At 74.1% G+C, this 17,962-nt stretch carries 14 protein-coding genes; 13 read left to right on the top strand and 1 reads right to left on the bottom strand.

The window, feature by feature from the left end; genetic code table 11:
* The 6 genes from MCBG_RS13835 to MCBG_RS13810 form a co-directional block, all read left to right on the top strand.
* Positions 1 to 210: class F sortase (locus tag MCBG_RS13835; RefSeq protein ID WP_043326060.1), on the top strand; the 210-nt coding region annotated here is incomplete at its 5' end.
* A 98-nt stretch (positions 211 to 308) separates the two neighbouring features.
* A complete protein-coding gene (locus MCBG_RS13830; protein WP_043326058.1) occupies positions 309 to 1,484 on the top strand; it encodes a cysteine desulfurase family protein in 1,176 nt (391 codons plus the stop codon).
* A gap of 37 nt (positions 1,485 to 1,521) precedes the next feature.
* Entirely contained in the window at positions 1,522 to 2,598 is a 1,077-nt protein-coding gene (gene mnmA, locus MCBG_RS13825; protein ID WP_013284461.1) for a tRNA 2-thiouridine(34) synthase MnmA, read from the top strand.
* A gap of 30 nt (positions 2,599 to 2,628) precedes the next feature.
* Positions 2,629 to 3,630 (top strand): methionine synthase, encoded by a 1,002-nt coding sequence (locus MCBG_RS13820; protein ID WP_043326055.1) that lies wholly within the window; start codon positions 2,629 to 2,631, stop codon positions 3,628 to 3,630.
* 37 nt (positions 3,631 to 3,667) lie between these two features.
* Positions 3,668 to 4,036 carry a VOC family protein gene (locus tag MCBG_RS13815; protein ID WP_181373736.1) on the top strand — a complete coding sequence of 123 codons (369 nt, stop codon included), beginning with the start codon at positions 3,668 to 3,670 and terminating at the stop codon, positions 4,034 to 4,036.
* Between the two features lie 26 nt (positions 4,037 to 4,062).
* Positions 4,063 to 5,097: an ADP-ribosylglycohydrolase family protein gene (locus MCBG_RS13810; RefSeq protein ID WP_043326052.1), complete on the top strand. Its 1,035-nt coding sequence runs from the start codon at positions 4,063 to 4,065 to the stop codon at positions 5,095 to 5,097.
* A gap of 19 nt (positions 5,098 to 5,116) precedes the next feature.
* Here MCBG_RS13810 and MCBG_RS13805 read toward each other — a convergent pair whose 3' ends face one another.
* Positions 5,117 to 5,662, bottom strand: a complete 546-nt coding sequence (locus MCBG_RS13805) for a type II toxin-antitoxin system PemK/MazF family toxin (protein ID WP_043326050.1) — start codon at positions 5,660 to 5,662, stop codon at positions 5,117 to 5,119.
* Between the two features lie 179 nt (positions 5,663 to 5,841).
* On the opposite strand from MCBG_RS13805, the gene ligA reads away from it, so the two are divergent.
* From ligA to MCBG_RS13770, 7 genes are all read left to right on the top strand, one after another.
* On the top strand, positions 5,842 to 7,995 hold the full coding sequence (gene ligA / locus MCBG_RS13800) for an NAD-dependent DNA ligase LigA (RefSeq protein WP_083296931.1): 2,154 nt from the start codon (positions 5,842 to 5,844) through the stop codon (positions 7,993 to 7,995).
* Positions 7,996 to 8,147: 152 nt separating this feature from the next.
* Positions 8,148 to 10,727 carry a putative bifunctional diguanylate cyclase/phosphodiesterase gene (locus tag MCBG_RS13795; RefSeq protein WP_043326047.1) on the top strand — a complete coding sequence of 860 codons (2,580 nt, stop codon included), beginning with the start codon at positions 8,148 to 8,150 and terminating at the stop codon, positions 10,725 to 10,727.
* 98 nt (positions 10,728 to 10,825) lie between these two features.
* Positions 10,826 to 11,131: an Asp-tRNA(Asn)/Glu-tRNA(Gln) amidotransferase subunit GatC gene (gatC, locus tag MCBG_RS13790; protein WP_013284468.1), complete on the top strand. Its 306-nt coding sequence runs from the start codon at positions 10,826 to 10,828 to the stop codon at positions 11,129 to 11,131.
* Between the two features lie 76 nt (positions 11,132 to 11,207).
* The gene (gatA, locus tag MCBG_RS13785; RefSeq protein ID WP_043326045.1) at positions 11,208 to 12,683 is read left to right on the top strand and encodes an Asp-tRNA(Asn)/Glu-tRNA(Gln) amidotransferase subunit GatA; all 1,476 of its coding nucleotides are present in this window, start codon (positions 11,208 to 11,210) and stop codon (positions 12,681 to 12,683) included.
* 171 nt (positions 12,684 to 12,854) lie between these two features.
* Complete coding sequence (locus tag MCBG_RS13780) at positions 12,855 to 14,024, top strand: putative Ig domain-containing protein (RefSeq protein WP_043326043.1); 1,170 nt, start codon at positions 12,855 to 12,857, stop codon at positions 14,022 to 14,024.
* 99 nt (positions 14,025 to 14,123) lie between these two features.
* The gene (gene gatB / locus MCBG_RS13775; protein WP_043326041.1) at positions 14,124 to 15,617 is read left to right on the top strand and encodes an Asp-tRNA(Asn)/Glu-tRNA(Gln) amidotransferase subunit GatB; all 1,494 of its coding nucleotides are present in this window, start codon (positions 14,124 to 14,126) and stop codon (positions 15,615 to 15,617) included.
* Between the two features lie 111 nt (positions 15,618 to 15,728).
* On the top strand, positions 15,729 to 17,962 hold a 2,234-nt coding region (locus MCBG_RS13770), incomplete at its 3' end, for a transketolase-like TK C-terminal-containing protein (RefSeq protein ID WP_043330573.1).

Here is a 17,962-nt window from a genome sequence, read left to right as displayed (position 1 = left end):
GACAAGCTCACCGCCACCGGCGCGGACGGACGCGAGCGCTCCTACCGGGTGGTGGCCCGGGAGGAGTACCGGAAGTCGAAGATCCCGCTGGAGCGGTACTTCGCGCGCGACGGCAAGCCCCGGCTCACGCTGATCACCTGCGGCGGGCCGTTCGACGCCAAGACCCGCAGCTACCGGGACAACATCGTGGTCACGGCGGTTCCCGCGTGATCGCGGCCGTTCGGTCGTGAGCGGGCCGGACCGCCCCGGGTGGGACGGGGCGGTCCGGCCCCCGGCCGCGGGTTCGCAGGCCGTTAGGCTGAACGGTGATGGCATACCTTGATCATGCGGCGACGACCCCGATGCTGGACGAGGCACTCGAGGCGTACGTCGCGACCGCCCGCGAGGTGGGGAACGCGTCGTCGCTGCACGCGGCGGGCCGCCGTGCCCGGCGGCGGGTGGAGGAGTCCCGCGAGCGGGTGGCCGCCGCGCTCGGCGCCCGGCCCTCCGAGGTGATCTTCACCGGTGGCGGGACGGAGAGCGACAACCTCGCCGTGAAGGGCGTGTTCTGGGCCCGTCGCGCGGCCCGGGCCGACCGGGTCCGGGTGGTCTCCAGTTCCGTCGAGCACCACGCCGTACTGGACGCGGTGGACTGGCTGGTCGAGCACGAGGGTGCCCAGGCCGGTCTCCTTCCGGTCGACGCGGTCGGCCGGCTCGACCCGGAGCGGTTGCGCGCCGAGCTGGCCGAGCACGGCGAGCGCGTGGCGGTGGTCACCGCCATGTGGGCCAACAACGAGGTGGGCACCGTCCAGCCGGTCGCCGAGCTGGCCGCTGTCGCCGCCGAGCACGGCGTGCCGTTCCACACCGACGCCATCCAGGCGGTCGGGCAGGTGCCTGTCGACTTCGCCGCCAGCGGCGTGTCCGCGCTCACCGTGACCGGGCACAAGCTCGGCGGGCCGACCGGCGTGGGCGCGCTGCTGCTGGCCCGCGACGTGGCCGCCACCCCGCTGCTGCACGGCGGCGGCCAGGAGCGCGACGTCCGCTCCGGCACGCTGGACACCGCCGGCATCGTCGCGTTCGCGGTCGCCGTCGAGGCCGCGGTGAAGGGCCAGCAGGAGTACGCGGCCCGCGTCGCCGCGCTCCGCGACGAACTGGTCCAGCGGGTCCGGCAGGCGGTCCCCGAGGTGATCTTCAACGGGGACCCGGCCGACCGGCTCCCCGGCAACGCGCACTTCTCCTTCCCCGGCTGCGAGGGGGACGCGCTGCTGCTGCTCCTGGACGCCCAGGGCATCGCCTGCTCCACCGGGTCGGCCTGCTCGGCCGGGGTGGCCCAGCCCTCGCACGTGCTGCTGGCCATGGGCGCGGACGACGACCGGGCCCGGTCCTCGCTGCGCTTCACGCTCGGGCACACCAGCACCGGCGCGGACGTGGACGCGCTGATCGCCGCGCTGCCCGCCGCTGTGGAGCGGGCCCGCCGCGCGGCCGCCCTCCGTACGCCCCGCTGACCCGGATACGCTCGGTGAGGACGAGGGGAGTGGGCCGGTGAGGGTTCTGGCGGCGATGTCGGGCGGGGTGGACTCCGCCGTCGCGGCGGCGCGGGCGGTGGAGGCCGGGCACGACGTGACGGGCGTGCACCTGGCACTGGCCCGCAACCCGCAGACCTACCGCACCGGGGCCCGGGGCTGCTGCACGCTGGAGGACTCCCGGGACGCCCGGCGCGCCGCCGACGTGCTCGGCATCCCGTTCTACGTGTGGGACATGGCCGACCGGTTCCACGACGACGTGGTGGACGACTTCGTGGCCGAGTACGCCGCCGGGCGTACCCCGAATCCCTGCCTGCGCTGCAACGAGAAGATCAAGTTCGCGGCGGTGCTGGACCGGGCCGTGGCCCTGGGCTTCGACGCCGTGGTGACCGGCCACCACGCCCGGCTCGGCGCGGACGGCCTGCTGCGGCGCAGCGTCGACGCGGCCAAGGACCAGTCGTACGTGCTGGCGGTGCTGACCCGCGCGCAGCTCGACCGGTCGATCTTCCCGCTCGGCGACTCGACCAAGGCCGAGGTGCGCGCGGAGGCCGCCCGGCGCGGTCTCGCGGTGGCCGACAAGCCGGACTCGCACGACATCTGCTTCATCGCCGACGGCGACACCCGCGGCTTCCTCGCCGAGCGGCTCGGCGAGGCGCCCGGCCAGGTGGTGGACGCGCTCACCGGCGCGGTGGTGGGCAGCCACAGCGGCGCCTACCAGTACACCGTCGGGCAGCGGCGCGGCCTGCACCTCGACCGCCCGGCGCCGGACGGCCGGCCCCGCTACGTGCTGTCCATCACCCCGACCACGAACACGGTGACGGTCGGCCCGGCCGAGGCGCTGGAGGTCTCCGACGTACGCGCGACCCGCCCGGTGTGGACCGGCGGGCCGCGCCCGGACGGGCCGGTCGAGTGCGAGGTGCAGCTGCGGGCGCACGGCGACGTGGTGCCGGCCGCCGTCGAGGTGGACGCCGACGGCCTGCGCGCGTCGTTGCGCCGCCCGGTCCGGGGTGTCGCCGCCGGCCAGGCGATCGTGGCCTACCGGCCGGACCCGGCCGGCGACGTGGTCCTCGGCTCCGCCACCATCACCGCCGCCTGACCTCGCATCGGCAGCGGATAGGCTGCGGCCGTGACTGAGCAGGCATGGCCCTGGCCCACCGGTGCGGCGACCGGCATCGGGTCGCTGCCCGGCACCGACATCGCCGAGGCGCAGCGGATCGTGCTCGGCGAACTGCCCGCCCTGCCGCACCTGCCCGAGCTGCCCGCCCGGGGACCGGGTGCGGACCTCGTCGGCCGCACCGCCGGCCTGCTCGTCGAACTGCCCGTCGAGCTGTACGCGGCCCGCTGGCGGATCGCCCCGCGCCCCGGCCGTGACCTGCGCCGCGCCCGCGACCTGATGGAACGCGACCTGGACCAGCTCGCCGAGCAGGCCGAGGAGTACGCCGGCCCGGTAAAGGTCCAGGCGGCCGGCCCGTTCACCCTGGCCGCCGCGCTGGAGCTGCCGATCGGCGGCCGGATGCTGCGCGACCCGGGCGCGGTACGCGACCTCGCCGGCTCGCTCGGCGAAGGGTTGCGCGGGCACGTCGAGGCGGTCGCCCGGCGGCTGCCCCGCGCCTCGGTGCTGCTCCAGCTCGACGAGCCGTCCCTGCCGACCGTGCTGGCCGGGCGGGTGCCCACGGAGAGCGGCTTCGGCACCCACCGTCCGGTGGAGACCGAGGTGGCGCGGGGACTGCTGCGCGACGTGATCGACGCGGCGGGCGTACCGGCTCTGGTGCACTGCTGCGCGCCGGACGTACCGCTGGAGCTGATCCGCTCGGCCGGTGCGGTGGGCGTCGCGCTCGACCTGTCGCTGGTCACCGACCTCGACCCGCTCGGCGAGGCGATCGACGCCGGGCTCGGGCTGCTGGCCGGCGCCGCGCCGACGCTGCCGCCGTCCGGCCGGGCGCCGACGTCGGCCCAGGTCGCCGACCGGGTGCGGCGGGTCTGGGACCAGCTCGGCTTCCCCCGCCGCCGGCTGGCCGAGCAGGTGGTGGTCACCCCCGCGTGCGGCCTGGCCGGCGCCACCCCGGCGTACGCCCGCGCGGTGCTCACCGCCTGCCGTGACGCGGGCCGGCGGCTGGCCGAGGACTGACGTTTTTCCGTCGTACCCGCCGGGCACGATGACCGGCATGATTGGACGACTGCGTTCCACAGTGATCGACTGCCCCGATCCGCGCGCGCTCGCCGCCTTCTACTCCGAGCTGCTCGGCCTGCCCGTGGTGGAGGAGAACTCCGACGGCGACGAGTGGGTGGTGCTCGGCGGGCCACCCGGGCACCAGCCGCGGGTGGCCTTCCAGCGGGCGCCGGGCCTGCGCGCCCCCGACTGGCCCGACCCGGCCCGGCCGCAGCAGTTCCACCTCGACGTGAGCGTCGACGACATCGAGGCGGCCGAGAAGGCGGCGCTGGCGCTGGGCGCACGGCGGCTACCCGGCGAGGGGGAGGGCTTCCGGGTCTACGCCGACCCGGTCGGCCACCCGTTCTGCCTCTGCTGGGACTGATCTTCCACGGCTTGCGCGGCGGAGGCATGATCGCCACCGTGACCGCCTCCACCGCCACCGGCCGCGTCGCCGGCTCGCTGTTCGGCCTGGCCTACGGCGACGCCCTGGGCAAGCCGACCGAGTTCCTCACCGTCACCGAGATCGTCCGGCGCTACGGCCCGGGCGGTCCGCGCGAGCTGACCGGCGACCCGGCCCTGGTCACCGACGACACGCAGATGGCGCTCGCAGTGGCGTGGGCGCTGCACGAGGCGCCCGCGTACACGGCCGAGGCGGTGGAGCCGCTGCTGCGGCAGCGCTTCGTCGACTGGTCGGTCAGCCCGGAGAACAACCGCGCGCCCGGCATGACCTGCCTGCGGGCCTGCGCCGAGCTGGCCCGGGGCGCCCGCTGGCAGGAGGCCACAGTCGCCGGCTCGAAGGGCTGCGGCGCGAACATGCGCGTCACCCCGGTCGGGCTGCTCGACGTCGACCTCGACACCATGGCCGGGCTGGCCCAGCTCCAGGCCGGGCTCACCCACGGCCACCCGACCGGGCTGGCGGCGAGCGAGCTGACCGCGTACGCGGTCCGGCTGCTGCGCGACGGCGCGGCGCTGCCCGAGCTGCCCGGCCTGCTCACCGAGCGGGCGCGGGAGCAGCGCACCGTCTACCGGGAGGACTGGCTGGGCGACCTGTGGCAGCGGCCCGGCGAGAGCGACGCGGCCGGGTTCGTCGCCCGCGGCTGGGACGACTGCCTGCGGGTGCTCGACCGGCTGGAGGCGGCACTCGCCCGTCCCGACGACGGCGGCGACCCGTGCCGGTTCACCGGCGAGGGTTGGATCGCCGAGGAGGCGCTCGCCACCGCGCTGCTCTGCGCGTTGCGTCACGCGGACGACCCGGTCGGCGCGCTGGCCCGGGGCGCCACCACGGCCGGTGACTCGGACTCCATCGCCGCGCTGGCCGGCGCGTTCGCCGGTGCCGCGTACGGCATGGCCGCCTGGCCGGCCGGGTGGGCCGACCGGATCGAGTACGCCGGTCAGCTCGCCGCGCTCGCCGACGCGCTCGACGCAGGGGCGTCGCAGCGCTGAGGTCCGGAGGCCGCCGGCGTCAGCCGGTGAGGTGGTTCAGGCGGCGCACGCCCCGCCACAGGTCCGGGTCGCACGTGCCGGCCCGGTCGGCGAACGCGGTGAGCGGCACCGGGATGGGCTCGCTGATGTCCAGGTAGCTGTCGTGGTCGGCGTCCGGGTCCCAGCTCCGGGTCGGGATCGGCAGGTGGTCGTCCCGGTCCGACTTGTCCTGACTGGTGATCTTCAGGACCTCGGCGTCCCCGCCGTCGACCCGCAGCACCAGGCAGGGCCGCACCTTGGAGCCGGTCCCGTCGGCGTAGGGCACGTCCGCCCACCAGATCTCCCCGGGCCGGGGCTCGTCCCGCTTCGTCCGCCCGGCGCCGCGCGGCCGTGGCGGCGCCCCGCCCCGGTCACCCCGTGCGCCGGCGCCGGTCCGGCCACCGCGCCCGGAGCCCGGCCGTCGCCCGTCGGCCCGGCCGCGCGCCCCGGCGGAACGGTCGGCCGACCGGCGGCGCCACTCGTTCCAGAGCCAGCCGGCCGCGACGCAGGCCACGATCACCAGCGCCCAGAGAACCCCGTCGCGCATCAGTACCCGCCTTCCGACCGTTCCCGCACAGCGCCGCCGAGGCGATGGTCGCACGCCCGGGGCCGGACCGCGCGGGGGCGTGACGCGCGCCGGTTCGCCCTGCTCGTGCGGGTGGCCGGACTGTTGTCACAGCCGACCGCTACGGTTCTCGGGTAGCGCGAGCACGGGAGGCGACAGCGGTGTCCGAAGGCGGCGGCGTGTCCGAAGAAGCGGTTCCCACTGCGGCCGACGCGGCCCAGGAGGCGGCGGCGGGGGCCGAGCCGACCCCGGCGGCCCGGGAGCGGCACGCCACGCTCAGTCAGGAGCTGACCGAACACCAGTACCGCTACTACGTGCTGGACGCGCCGACGATCACCGACGCGGAGTTCGACGCGCAGCTGCGGGAGCTGGAGGCGCTGGAGGCGGAATACCCGGCGCTGCGCACCCCCGACTCGCCCACCCAGCGCGTCGGCGGCACCTTCTCCACCGACTTCACGCCGGTCGCCCACGCCGAGCGGATGCTCTCGCTCGACAACGCCTTCGCCGACGAGGAGCTGGCCGCCTGGGCCGAGCGGGTCGAGCGCGACGCCGGCGGCCCGGTGCCCTACCTGTGCGAGCTGAAGGTCGACGGGCTGGCCATCAACCTGACCTACTCCAAGGGCCGGCTGGTGCGCGCCGCCACCCGGGGCGACGGCCGCACCGGCGAGGACGTCACCGCGAACGTGCGCAGCATCAAGGGCGTGCCGGCCCGGCTGACCCCGGCCGACGACTTCCCCGACGTGCCGGATCTGATCGAGGTGCGCGGCGAGATCTACTTCCCGGTGGCCGCGTTCGCCGACCTCAACGCGAGCCTGGTCGAGCAGGGCAAGGCGCCGTTCGCCAACCCGCGCAACGCCGCCGCCGGCAGCCTGCGCCAGAAGGACCCGCGGGTCACCGCCTCCCGCCCGCTGCGCCTGGTGGTGCACGGCATCGGCGCCCGCACCGGCTTCCGGCCGGCGGCGCAGTCCGAGTCGTACGCCGCGCTCAAGGCGTGGGGGCTGCCCACCAGCGACCGCTGGCGGGTGGTGGACGACCTCGCCGGCGTCGCTGACTACATCGCCTACTACGGCAAGCACCGGCACGACGTCGAGCACGAGATCGACGGCGTGGTGGTCAAGGTCGATCCGGTCTCCATCCAGGGCCGCCTCGGCTCGACCAGCCGGGCCCCCCGCTGGGCGATCGCCTTCAAATACCCGCCGGAGGAGGTGAACACGAAGCTGCTCGACATCGACGTCAACGTCGGGCGCACCGGCCGGGTCACCCCGTTCGCCGTCCTGGAACCGGTCCGGGTCGCCGGCTCCACGGTCGCGCTGGCCACGCTGCACAACGCCCGCGAGGTCGAGCGCAAGGGCGTGCTCATCGGCGACACGGTGGTGCTGCGCAAGGCCGGCGACGTGATCCCCGAGGTGCTCGGCCCGGTGGTCGAGCTGCGCCCGGCCGACGCCCGTCCGTTCGTCATGCCGACCACCTGCCCGGCCTGCGGCACGCCGCTCGCGCCGGCCAAGGAGAGCGACGTCGACATCCGCTGCCCCAACGGGCGCGCCTGCCCCGGTCAGATCCGCGAACGGGTGTTCTACCTGGCCAGCCGCAAGGTGCTCGACATCGAGGTGCTCGGCGAGAAGGGCGCGGCGGCGCTGCTGGACGCGCAGATCATCACCAACGAGGGCGACCTGTTCCAGCTCGACGCCGAGCAGTTGAGCCGGTCACCGTTCTTCGTCAACAAGGACGGCAGCCTGGGCAGCAACGCGGTCAAGCTGCTCGACAACCTGGCCGAGGCCAAGGAACGCGACCTGTGGCGCGTGCTGGTGGCACTGTCCATCCGGCACGTCGGCCCGACCGCCGCCCAGGCGCTCGCCCGGCACTTCCGGTCGGTCGACGCCATCGAGGCCGCCGGCGAGGAGGAGCTGTCCTCGGTGGACGGCGTCGGCCCGACCATCGCCGCGAGCGTCAAGGAGTGGTTCGCCGTCGACTGGCACCGCGACATCGTGCGCAAGTGGGCCGAGGCGGGCGTACGGATGGCCGAGGAGGCCGCCGACGAGGGGCCACGACCGCTCGACGGCGTCACCGTCGTCGTCACCGGCACGCTCAGCGGGTTCAGCCGTGACCAGGCCGCCGAGGCGATCCAGGTCAGGGGCGGCAAGGTGACCGGCTCGGTCTCCAAGAAGACGGGGTTCGTGGTGGTCGGCGACAACCCGGGTTCCAAGGCCGACAAGGCGGCCACGCTGAAACTGCCGATCCTCGACGAGGACGGCTTCCGGGTGCTGCTGGACTCCGGCCCGGACGCGGCCCGCGAGGTGGCCCGGGTGGAGGACTGACGGGCTGGTCACGGCGATCGTCCGCGGATACCAAGTTAATTACGACTCCGACCGATTCGTGACTGTCGTGTCGGGGAAACCGCCTCGGAGGGCGTTTCATTGGCGTACGGCGCGTGACGGCGCGCGCCACGACGTTGCCCCCGGGAGGTGCGATGGAGACCGGCGACCCGCGTAACTCCGTCCCGCCCGGGCGGAGCGGGCCGTTCTTCGGCTTCGTCGGCGCGGTCGGCGTGGTGGCCGTACTTGTCTCGGCCGGGCCGCTGATCGCGCTCGCCGACCGGTTGACCGAGCTGCCGGCCGCGTTCTGGACCATGGCGGCGCTCGCCGTCGCCTGCGACGCCCGCCCGTTCGTGCCGCCCGGGCGGCGGCAGACCTCGGCCGTGTTCCCGTCGACCTGCTTCACCTTCGCCATCCTGCTCGGCTGGGGCTTCGGCCCGGCGGTGGCGGTCCAGGCGGTGGCCGTCGCGGTGAGCGGCTGGCGGCTCGGGTACGCGCCCTGGCGTACCGGCTTCAACGCCGCGCAGTACGCGTGCGCGCTCGCCGCCGCGTACGCGGTCAGCCGGCTCGGTCCGGGCGAGCTGTTCGGCGACGGCCGGCTGCACTGGACCGACGTGGCGGCGGTGGGCGGCGCGACGCTCGCCTGGTTCGTGGTCAACTACGGGCTGGTCAGCTCGGCCGTGCGGCTGCGGTTCGGCGACCGGTGGTGGCCCAGCGTGCGCAGCGGGCTGGCGTACGAGCTGCTGTCCACCGGTTCGCTGCTGCTGCTCGCGCCGGTGCTGGTGGCCGCCGCCCGGGCCAGCGCGGCGCTGATCCCGCTGGTGCTGGTGCCGCTGTTCGCCGTCTACCGGATGGCCCGGCTGTCCGAGGAACGGGAACAGCTCGCCGACGTGGACCCGCTCACCGGGCTGCCCAACCGCAAGGCGCTGCTCACCGAGGTGGCCGAGCAGGTGCACCTGCACGGCGAGCGGGCCGCCCGGGGCGCGCCGGATGCGCACCTGGCGCTGCTGCTGCTCGACCTCGACCGGTTCAAGCACGTCAACGACGCGCTCGGGCACGCGGTGGGGGACCGTCTGCTGGTCGAGGTGAGCGCCCGGCTGATGGGCGTGGTCGGCGCCGGTGACATGGTGGCGCGACTGGGCGGTGACGAGTTCGCCATAGTCGTACCCCGGCTCACCGACATCGACCAGGCCCGCGAGCGGGCCGACCGGGTGGTCGCCGCGCTTGCCGAGCCGGTGCCGCTGGACGGGTTGCCGCTGGACGTGGGCGGTTCGATCGGCATCGCGCTCTACCCGGACCACGGCGAGGACTTCGCCACGCTGATGCGCCACGCCGACGTGGCCATGTACGACGCGAAGCATCGCAACGACACGGTGGCGGTGTACGCGCCGGAGTCCGACCACAACTCGGCCGAGCGGCTGAGCCTCCTGGCCGACCTGCGCCGGGTGCTGGAGTCGGGCCCGTCCGCGCAGGGCGGGGAGACGGTGGGCGTACGCGGGGGTGACGGCGCGGCACTGACGCCGGCGCTGTCGGCGCCGCGACCGGCCCGGGCCGAGCGGCCGTCGCGCAACCAGCGCCCGGCGCGCGACGACGGCCGGGGCGGCGGACGCTCCGGCGACGGGCCGAACCGGTGGCTGCGGCGTCGTCGGGACCGCGCCGCGGAGCGGCACGACGATGACCTGATCGAGCGGATCCTCACCGGCGCCGACCCGATCCGCAGCCGGGCCGCGCGCGCCGGCGCGGCCGGAGCGGTGGTGGCGACGCCAGTGGTCGGTGGCGGGGACGCCGACGCGGCGGAGACCGGCACCGGGCGCGACACGGAGGCCGCGCACGAGACCGACACCGGGCACGACGCGCAGGCCGCGGTGAGCACCGGCGCGCCCGGCGTCATCGGGCCGACCGCCGACGGGAGCGCCGAGCCGGAGGACCAGTCCGGGCACCCGGGCGAGATCACCATGTACTACCAGCCGCAGATCGCGATCGCGACCGGCGAGGTGGTGGGCGTCGAGGCGCTGCTGCGGTGGCGGCACCCGCGCCGGGGCATGGTCGACCCGGGCGAGCTGATCCAGGTCGCCGAGCAGAGCGCGGTGATGCGACTGCTCACCCGCCGCGTGGTGGACGACGTGGTGGAGCAGCTGGCCAAGTGGTCGGCGGCCGGGCTCACGCTGCGGGCCGCGCTCAACGTCAGCGTCCGTGACCTGCACACCGGCGAGATCGCCGACCAGATCGCCGACCGGCTGGCCCGGTACGGGGTGCCGCCGCAGCGGCTCCAGGTGGAGATCACCGAGGGCGCGCTGATGGCCGACCCCCGGCGGGTGCTCGCCAGCATCACCCAGTTGCACCGCATCGGCGTCGGCATCGCGCTGGACGACTTCGGCACCGGCTACTCGTCGCTGCAACACCTGCGCCGGCTGCCGCTGTCCGAGGTGAAGGTGGACCGCTCGTTCGTCCTCGGGATGGCCGACGACCCGGACGACGCGGCGATCGTCCGCTCGATGATCGAGCTGGCCGGCGCGCTCGGGCTGCGGGTGGTGGCCGAGGGCGTGGAGGACGAGCGCACCTGGCGGCTGCTGCACGCCGCCGGATGCGACGTGGCGCAGGGCTGGTTCCACGCCCGGCCGATGCCGGCCGAGGACCTGGTGGCCTGGTTGTCGCGCTACCGTCCGGTGCGCCCGGTGGAGGCCGGGAGCCGCAGCGGGGCGGCGCCGGAGGGGGAGGCGAAGGCGTCGTCGTGACGGCGGGACAATAGACTCGCTCCGGTCACCGCGCGTCATCCCGTACGCGCGGCCGGCCCACCGCAGACGTCTCAGGACAGCCACGAAGGGGGCACCCGATGGCCGCCATCTCCCGCGAGGAGGTCGCGCACCTCGCGCGACTGTCGCGGCTCGCCGTCACGGAGGAGGAGTTGGACACCTTCGCCGGCCAGCTGGATGTGATCCTCCAGTCGGTCGCGCAGGTCGGCGAGGTCGCCGCGGCGGACATCCCGCCGACGTCCCACTCGGTGCCGCTGACGAACGTGCTCCGCGAGGACGTCGTACGGCCGGGCCTGACCCCGCAGGAGGCGCTGTCGGGCGCACCCGACGCCGAGGAGCAGCGGTTCCGCGTCCCGCGGATCCTGGACGAGGATGTGGCCTCATGAGCGAGCGCAGCGAGCGAATCATCGGGCCCAGCATGGCTGTCGCTCATGACGGCACGGAGCGAAGCGGAGTGCCGGCATGAGCGACTTGACCAAGCTGAGCGCTGTTGAGATCGCCGGGCTGGTGGCGAGCGGCGAGACCTCCGCCGTCGAGGTCACCCAGGCCCACCTGGACCGCATCGGCGCCGTCGACGACCGGGTGCACGCGTTCCTGCACGTCGACACCGAGGGGGCGCTGGCCGCCGCGCGTGCCGTGGACGAGCGCCGCGCCGCCGGTGACGAACTCGGCCCGCTGGCCGGTGTGCCGGTCGCGGTGAAGGACGTGCTCACCACCAAGGGCGTACCGACCACGGTCGGGTCGAAGATCCTGGAGGGCTGGCGCCCGCCGTACGACTCGACCATCGTCGAGCGGCTGCGCGCCGCCGGCACGGTGATGCTCGGCAAGACGAACATGGACGAGTTCGCCATGGGCTCCTCCACCGAATACTCCGCGTACGGGCCGACCCGTAACCCGTGGGACACCGACCGGATCCCGGGCGGCTCCGGCGGTGGCAGCGCTGCGGCGCTGGCCGCGTACGAGGCGCCGCTGTCGATCGGCTCGGACACCGGCGGCTCGATCCGCCAGCCCGGCGCGGTCACCGGCACCGTCGGCGCGAAGCCCACCTACGGCGGCACCTCCCGCTACGGCCTGGTGGCGTTCTCCTCGTCGCTGGACACGCCCGGCCCGTGCGCGCGTACCGTGCTCGACGCCGCGTTGCTGCACGAGGTGATCGGCGGTCACGACCCGCGCGACTCCACGTCGATCCCGGCCCCGGTGCCGGACGTGGTGGCCGCCGCGCGCCTCGGCGCCACCGGCGACCTGACCGGCGTGAAGCTCGGCATGGTCACCGAGTTCATCGGCGAGGGCGCGGAGCCGGGCGTGATGGCCGCGTTCCGCGACGCGGCCGAGGCGCTGGCGAAGCTGGGCGCGGAGATCGTCGAGGTTTCCTGCCCGCACTTCAAGTACGCGCTGCCGGCCTACTACCTGATCGCGCCGAGCGAGTGCTCCTCCAACCTGGCCCGGTTCGACGGCGTCCGGTTCGGTCTGCGGGTCGGCGACGACGGCAACCGGTCGCTGGAGGAGGTCATGTCGCTGACCCGTGAGGCCGGCTTCGGCCCCGAGGTCAAGCGGCGCATCATGATCGGCACGTATGCGCTCTCCTCGGGCTACTACGACGCCTACTACGGCCAGGCGCAGAAGGTCCGCACGCTGATCACGCGGGACTTCACCAGCGCGTTCGAGCAGGTCGACGCGCTGATCTCGCCTACTACGCCGTTCGTGGCGTTCCCGCTCGGGTCGCGTACCGCCGACCCGTACCAGATGTACCTGGCGGACCTGTTCACCATCCCGACGAACCTGTACGGCGGCCCGGCCATCTCGGTGCCGTGCGGCCTGTCCGACGGGCTCCCGGTGGGCTTCCAGATCATGGCGCCGACCATGGCGGACGACCGGATGTACCGGATCGCCGCCGCGCTGGAGAGCGCCGTCGGCACGCTCACCCCGCCGACGATCTGAACCGGACGGTACGGAGGCGGCCCGCCCGCCTCCGTACCGACACGGTGATCACCGATCAGGGGATTGCCGGGGGTCACTGGCACTGGTCGAATAAACTGCGAGTCTGCTGGATCGACTGGACTGTGGCCCGCTGGCGGACGCGAGCGGTTCCGACCGAGAGCTGGATGTGCGATGGGGACACTTCGCCCGGTCATGGCCCTGACGATGGTCGTCGCGTTGCTGCTGGGCGCCGGGCAGCCGGCCGCCGCGCAACCGGCCACCGTCGCCACCGAGGCCGTCACCATCACCTCGGGCAAACCCCGGTCGGTCATGGTCATCGGGCAGGTCTACGCGATCCACACGGTCGAGGCCACAGGCGGGACCGCGCCGTACCGGCTGTCGGTGACCTCGGGCAGTCTGCCGCCGGGAATGCTCGTGGTGGGTACGTCGCTGGGTGGTGCGCCGACGACGCCCGGCACGTACACGTTCACGCTGCGGATGACCGACAAGAACGACCTCTTCGACGAGCAGACGGCGACGATCGAGGTGCGCGAACCCAAGGTCGTCATCACGTCGGGCAAGCCCCGGTCGCCCATGTACCTGGGCCGGGTGTACGCGATCCACACGGTCGAGGCGACCGGCGGCACCGGGCCGTACCGGTTGTCGGTGGTCTCGGGCAGTCTGCCGCCGGGGATGCTCGTGGTGGGTACGTCGCTCGGGGGTTCACCGACCACCGCGGGGACGTACACGTTCACGCTGCGGATGACCGACAAGAACGACCGCTTCGACGAGCAGGACGCCACCATCGTGGTCGCCGAGGCGGCGACCGCGTTCACCTCCGGCGATCCGCCCGCCGCCACGGTCGGCAAGCGCTACTCCTTCCGGTTCACCGCCGCCGGTGACTCGGACATCGTGTTCTCCCTGGCGGCCGGGGCCCTGCCGGACGGCCTCACGCTCGACGGGGAGGGCAAGCTCAGCGGCACCCCGGGCAGCGCCGGCACGTTCGCCTTCACCGTCGCGGCGAAGGGTTACAGCACCAGCGCCACGAAGCAGGTGTCGCTGACCGTCGCCGCCCGTAACCCGGGCACCCCGACGGCGTCCCCGACCGGCTCGACGCCCGACCCGGCCGACCCGACTGTTACGCCGACCCCTGACGACCCGGCCGCCACACCGTCGGAGAGCAGCACCTCGGCGCCCCTGCCGACGGCCTCGCCGTCGAAGGTGAGCGGCGCGTGGCTGCCGATCACCGGACCGGGCTCGCCGCTCGTGCTGCTGCTGTTGAGCATCGTGGCCTTCTCCATCGGCGGCATCCTGCTCGTGCTGGCGTACAACCGTCGCCGCACCTTCACCACACCCGAGTGATGCCGGGCCCCGCGCGGTGATCTCGAAGCCCGGCAGCGGGGTGGCCGGGCCAGCCGATTAGGCTGGAACGGTTCTGTCCGGATCGCGCCTGGAGCTCAGATGACGACGACACTGCCCGCGTACGACGAGGTCGTCGCGCGCTTCGAACCGGTGATCGGCCTGGAGACCCACGTCGAGCTGGGCACGAACACCAAAATGTGGTGCGGCTGCCCGACCGACTTCGGCGGCGAGCCGAACACCCGGGTCTGCCCGGTCTGCCTCGGCCTGCCCGGATCGCTGCCGGTGGCGAACAAGGCGGCCATCGAGGCGACCATCCGGATCGGGCTGGCGCTGAACTGCTCGATCGCCGAGTGGTGCCGGTTCGCCCGGAAGAACTACTTCTACCCGGACATGCCGAAGAACTTCCAGATCAGCCAGTACGACGAGCCGCTGTGCTTCGACGGCTACCTGGACGTCGAGGTCAACGGCGAGCTGGTACGCATCGGCATCGAGCGGGTGCACCTGGAGGAGGACACCGGCAAGACGCTGCACGTCGGCGGCGCCACCGGCCGCATCCACGGCGCCACCGAGTCGCTCGTCGACTACAACCGGGCCGGCATCCCCCTGGTCGAGATCGTCACCAAGCCCATCCCCGGCACCGGCGCGCTCGCGCCCGAGGTCGCCCGCGCCTACGTCGCCGAGCTGCGCGACGTGATCCGCTCGCTCGGCGTCTCCGACGTGCGGATGGAGGAGGGCTCGCTGCGCTGCGACGTCAACACGTCGCTGAACCGGCCGGGCGAGGAGTGGGGCACCCGCACCGAGACCAAGAACGTCAACTCGCTGCGCTCGGTCGAGCGGGCGGTGCGCTCGGAGATGCTGCGCCAGGCGTCCGTGCTGGAGGCCGGTGGCCGGATCACCCAGGAGACCCGGCACTTCCACGAGGACACCGGCGACACCACGTCGGGCCGGTCCAAGGAGACCGCCACCGACTACCGGTACTTCCCGGAGCCGGACCTCGTGCCGCTCGCCCCGGACACCGCGTGGGTGGCCGAGCTGAAGGCCGCCCTGCCGGAGCTGCCGCGGCTGCGCCGCAAGCGGATCCAGCAGGAGTGGGGCCTGTCCGACCTCGACATGCAGTCGGTGGTCAACGCCGGCGCGGTCGAGCTGATCGAGGCGACAGTGGCCGCCGGCACGACCCCCGCGGCGGCCCGGAAGTGGTGGCTGGGTGAGCTGTCCCGCCGCGCCAACGAGACCGGCGTGGAGCTGGCCGACGTGGGCGCCACCCCGGCCCAGGTCGCCGAGCTGCAGGGCCTCGTCGACGCGGGCAAGCTCAACGACAAGCTGGCCCGTACCGTGCTGGAGGGCGTGGTGGCCGGCGAGGGCTCGCCGACCGAGATCATGACCAACCGCAACCTGGAGGTCGTCTCGGACACCGGCGCGCTCACCGCCGCCGTGGACGAGGCGATCGCCGCCAACCCGGACGTGGCCGACAAGATCCGCAGCGGCAAGGTCGCGGCGGCCGGCGCGCTGGTCGGCGCGGTCATGAAGACCACCCGCGGCCAGGCGGACGCGAAGACGGTCCGCGAGCTGATCCTGGCGCGCCTCGGCGCCTGACGTGTTGTAAGGAAGGGCCCCTTCTTAACGCCTGGTGCATGGGAAGGGGCCCTTCCTAACGCCTCACCCCCACTCAGTGGGCGTCAACGGCGACGCCCGGATGGAGTCACCGTGAACCAGCACGACCTCGACGTCCTCGACGAGATCCAGCGCCGGGTGCTCTGGCTCGCCACCCGCATCGTCGACGCGGCCAACCACGACCGTGACACCGGTGACGGGGTGAAGGTCGGCGGCCACCAGGCGTCGAGCGCCTCGCTGGTCACCGCGATGACCGCGCTCTGGTTCCAGCACCTGGACGCCGAGGACCGGGTGGCGGTGAAGCCGCACGCCTCGCCGGTGTTCCACGCGATCCAGTACCTGCTCGGCAACCTCGACCGGTCGTACCTGCCGAAGCTGCGGGCGCGCGGCGGCCTCCAGTCGTACCCGTCGCGGACCAAGGACCCGGACGAGGTGGACTTCTCCACCGGCTCGGTCGGCCTGGGCGCCGCCGCGCCGCTGTTCGCCGCCGTGACCCGCCGCTACGTCGACGCGCACTTCGGCGCGCGCCCGCACTCCCGGTTCGTCGCCATCATCGGCGACGCCGAGCTGGACGAGGGCAACATCTGGGAGGCGGTCGCCGACCCGGCCACCACCGGCCTGGGCAACGTGATGTGGCTCGTCGACTTCAACCGGCAGTCGCTGGACCGGGTCGTCCCCGGCATCCGGATCAACCAGTGGCGCGGCCAGTTCGAGGCGGCCGGCTGGCACGTCGTGGAGGTCAAGTACGGCCGCAAGCTCGCCGAGGCGTACGCCCGGCCGGGTGGCGCGGCGCTGCGCGACTGGATCGACCGGATGCCCAACGAGCAGTACCAGTCGCTGTTCGGGCTGGCCGGTCCGGCGCTGCGCAAGCAGTTCCTGGACGGCGCGCCGGCCGAGGTGGCCGCGTTCGTGGCCGACATCGGCGACGACGAGCTGGGCCCGCTCGTCACCGACCTGGGCGGCCACGACGCGCAGGCGATGCTCGACGCGTACGCCCAGTGCGACGCGGTGACCGACCGGCCCAGCGTCGTGTTCGCGTACACGGTCAAGGGCTGGGGTCTGCCGATCGCCGGCAACCCGCGCAACCACTCGGCGCTGCTCACCACCGAACAGGTCGACGCGCTGCGCGCCGCGCAGGGCCTGACCCCGGAGACCGAGTGGGACCGCCTCGACCCGGCGTCCCCGGCCGGCATCCGGGCCGGCGAGCGCCGGGAGGCGCTGTCCCGCGCGCCGCGCGAGCGGGCGCTGGGCGTCACCGTTCCGGAAACCACGCGGGTACGCGCGAACAAGCCGGTCTCCACCCAGGAGGTCTTCGGCCGGGTGCTGGTCGACCTGGCCCGCGATCCGCAGGTGGCGCCCTACCTGGTGACCACCGCGCCGGACGTGGCCACCTCGACCAACCTGGCCGGGTTCATCAACAAGACCGGCGTGTTCGCCCCGACCGAGCAGCGTTCCTGGACCGAGGACCGGATGCTGCGCTGGACCGAGAGCCCCGCCGGGCAGCACATCGAGCTGGGCATCTCCGAGATGAACCTGTTCCTGCTGCTGGGCCAGCTCGGCCTGTCGTGGGACCTGTCCGGCCAGCCGCTGCTGCCGGTGGGCACCGTCTACGACCCGTTCGTGCTGCGCGGTCTCGACGCGTTCCTCTACGGCACGTACTCCGGTTCCCGGTTCGTGGTGGCCGGCACCCCGTCCGGCATCACGCTGGCCCCCGAGGGTGGCGCGCACCAGTCCACCATCACCGCCTCGGTCGGCCTGGAGCTGCCCGGCGTGACGTTCCTGGAGCCCGCGTACGCCGGCAGCCTCGACTGGCTGCTCTGCGACGCGCTCGGGCAGATCGCCGGTGGCGCCGCGCCCGCCGCCACCGCCGCGCCGGCCGAGGACGGGGCGTACTACTTCCGGCTCAGCACCCGGCCGATCGACCAGGCCCCGTTCGAAGCGGCCCGGACCCGGCTCGGGGACGCGGTGCTGCGGCGGCAGGTGGTGGCCGGCGCGTACCGGCTCGTCGACGCGCACCAGGCGTACCCCGATCTGGCTGACGCCCCGGTCGTGCAGCTCGCGGCCTCCGGCGCGGTGCTGCCGGAGGTGCTCGCCGCCGCCGCGGAGCTGGCGGAGGAGGGCGTGGCCGCGCACGTCGTGGACGTGACCAGCCTGGACCGCCTCTACCGGGCGTGGCAGCGGACGCTGCGCCAGGGCGTGCGGACCGCGACGGTGCCGAGCGTGCCGGGCGCGCTGCGGTCGGCTTTCGCCGACCGGGTGCCGGTGGTCACCGTGCACGACGCGGCCTCGCACGCGATGGCCTGGCTCGGCTCGGCGGTCGGCGCCCC

The organism is Micromonospora sp. M42 (assembly GCF_000568915.1).
Taxonomy (GTDB): domain Bacteria; phylum Actinomycetota; class Actinomycetes; order Mycobacteriales; family Micromonosporaceae; genus Micromonospora; species Micromonospora chalcea.
This window is presented reverse-complemented; position numbering and strand designations above follow the sequence as displayed.

Bases quoted from the DNA above. Each gene is read 5' to 3' on its own strand.
- gatA (WP_043326045.1), top strand. From the start codon at position 11,208: ATGAGCGACTTGACCAAGCTGAGCGCTGTTGAGATCGCCGGGCTGGTG.
- MCBG_RS13830 (WP_043326058.1), top strand. From the start codon at position 309: ATGGCATACCTTGATCATGCGGCGACGACCCCGATGCTGGACGAGGCA.
- MCBG_RS13780 (WP_043326043.1), top strand. From the start codon at position 12,855: ATGGGGACACTTCGCCCGGTCATGGCCCTGACGATGGTCGTCGCGTTG.
- MCBG_RS13805 (WP_043326050.1), bottom strand. From the start codon at position 5,662: ATGCGCGACGGGGTTCTCTGGGCGCTGGTGATCGTGGCCTGCGTCGCG.
- MCBG_RS13810 (WP_043326052.1), top strand. From the start codon at position 4,063: ATGATCGCCACCGTGACCGCCTCCACCGCCACCGGCCGCGTCGCCGGC.
- MCBG_RS13815 (WP_181373736.1), top strand. From the start codon at position 3,668: ATGATTGGACGACTGCGTTCCACAGTGATCGACTGCCCCGATCCGCGC.
- gatC (WP_013284468.1), top strand. From the start codon at position 10,826: ATGGCCGCCATCTCCCGCGAGGAGGTCGCGCACCTCGCGCGACTGTCG.
- gatB (WP_043326041.1), top strand. From the start codon at position 14,124: ATGACGACGACACTGCCCGCGTACGACGAGGTCGTCGCGCGCTTCGAA.
- MCBG_RS13795 (WP_043326047.1), top strand. From the start codon at position 8,148: ATGGAGACCGGCGACCCGCGTAACTCCGTCCCGCCCGGGCGGAGCGGG.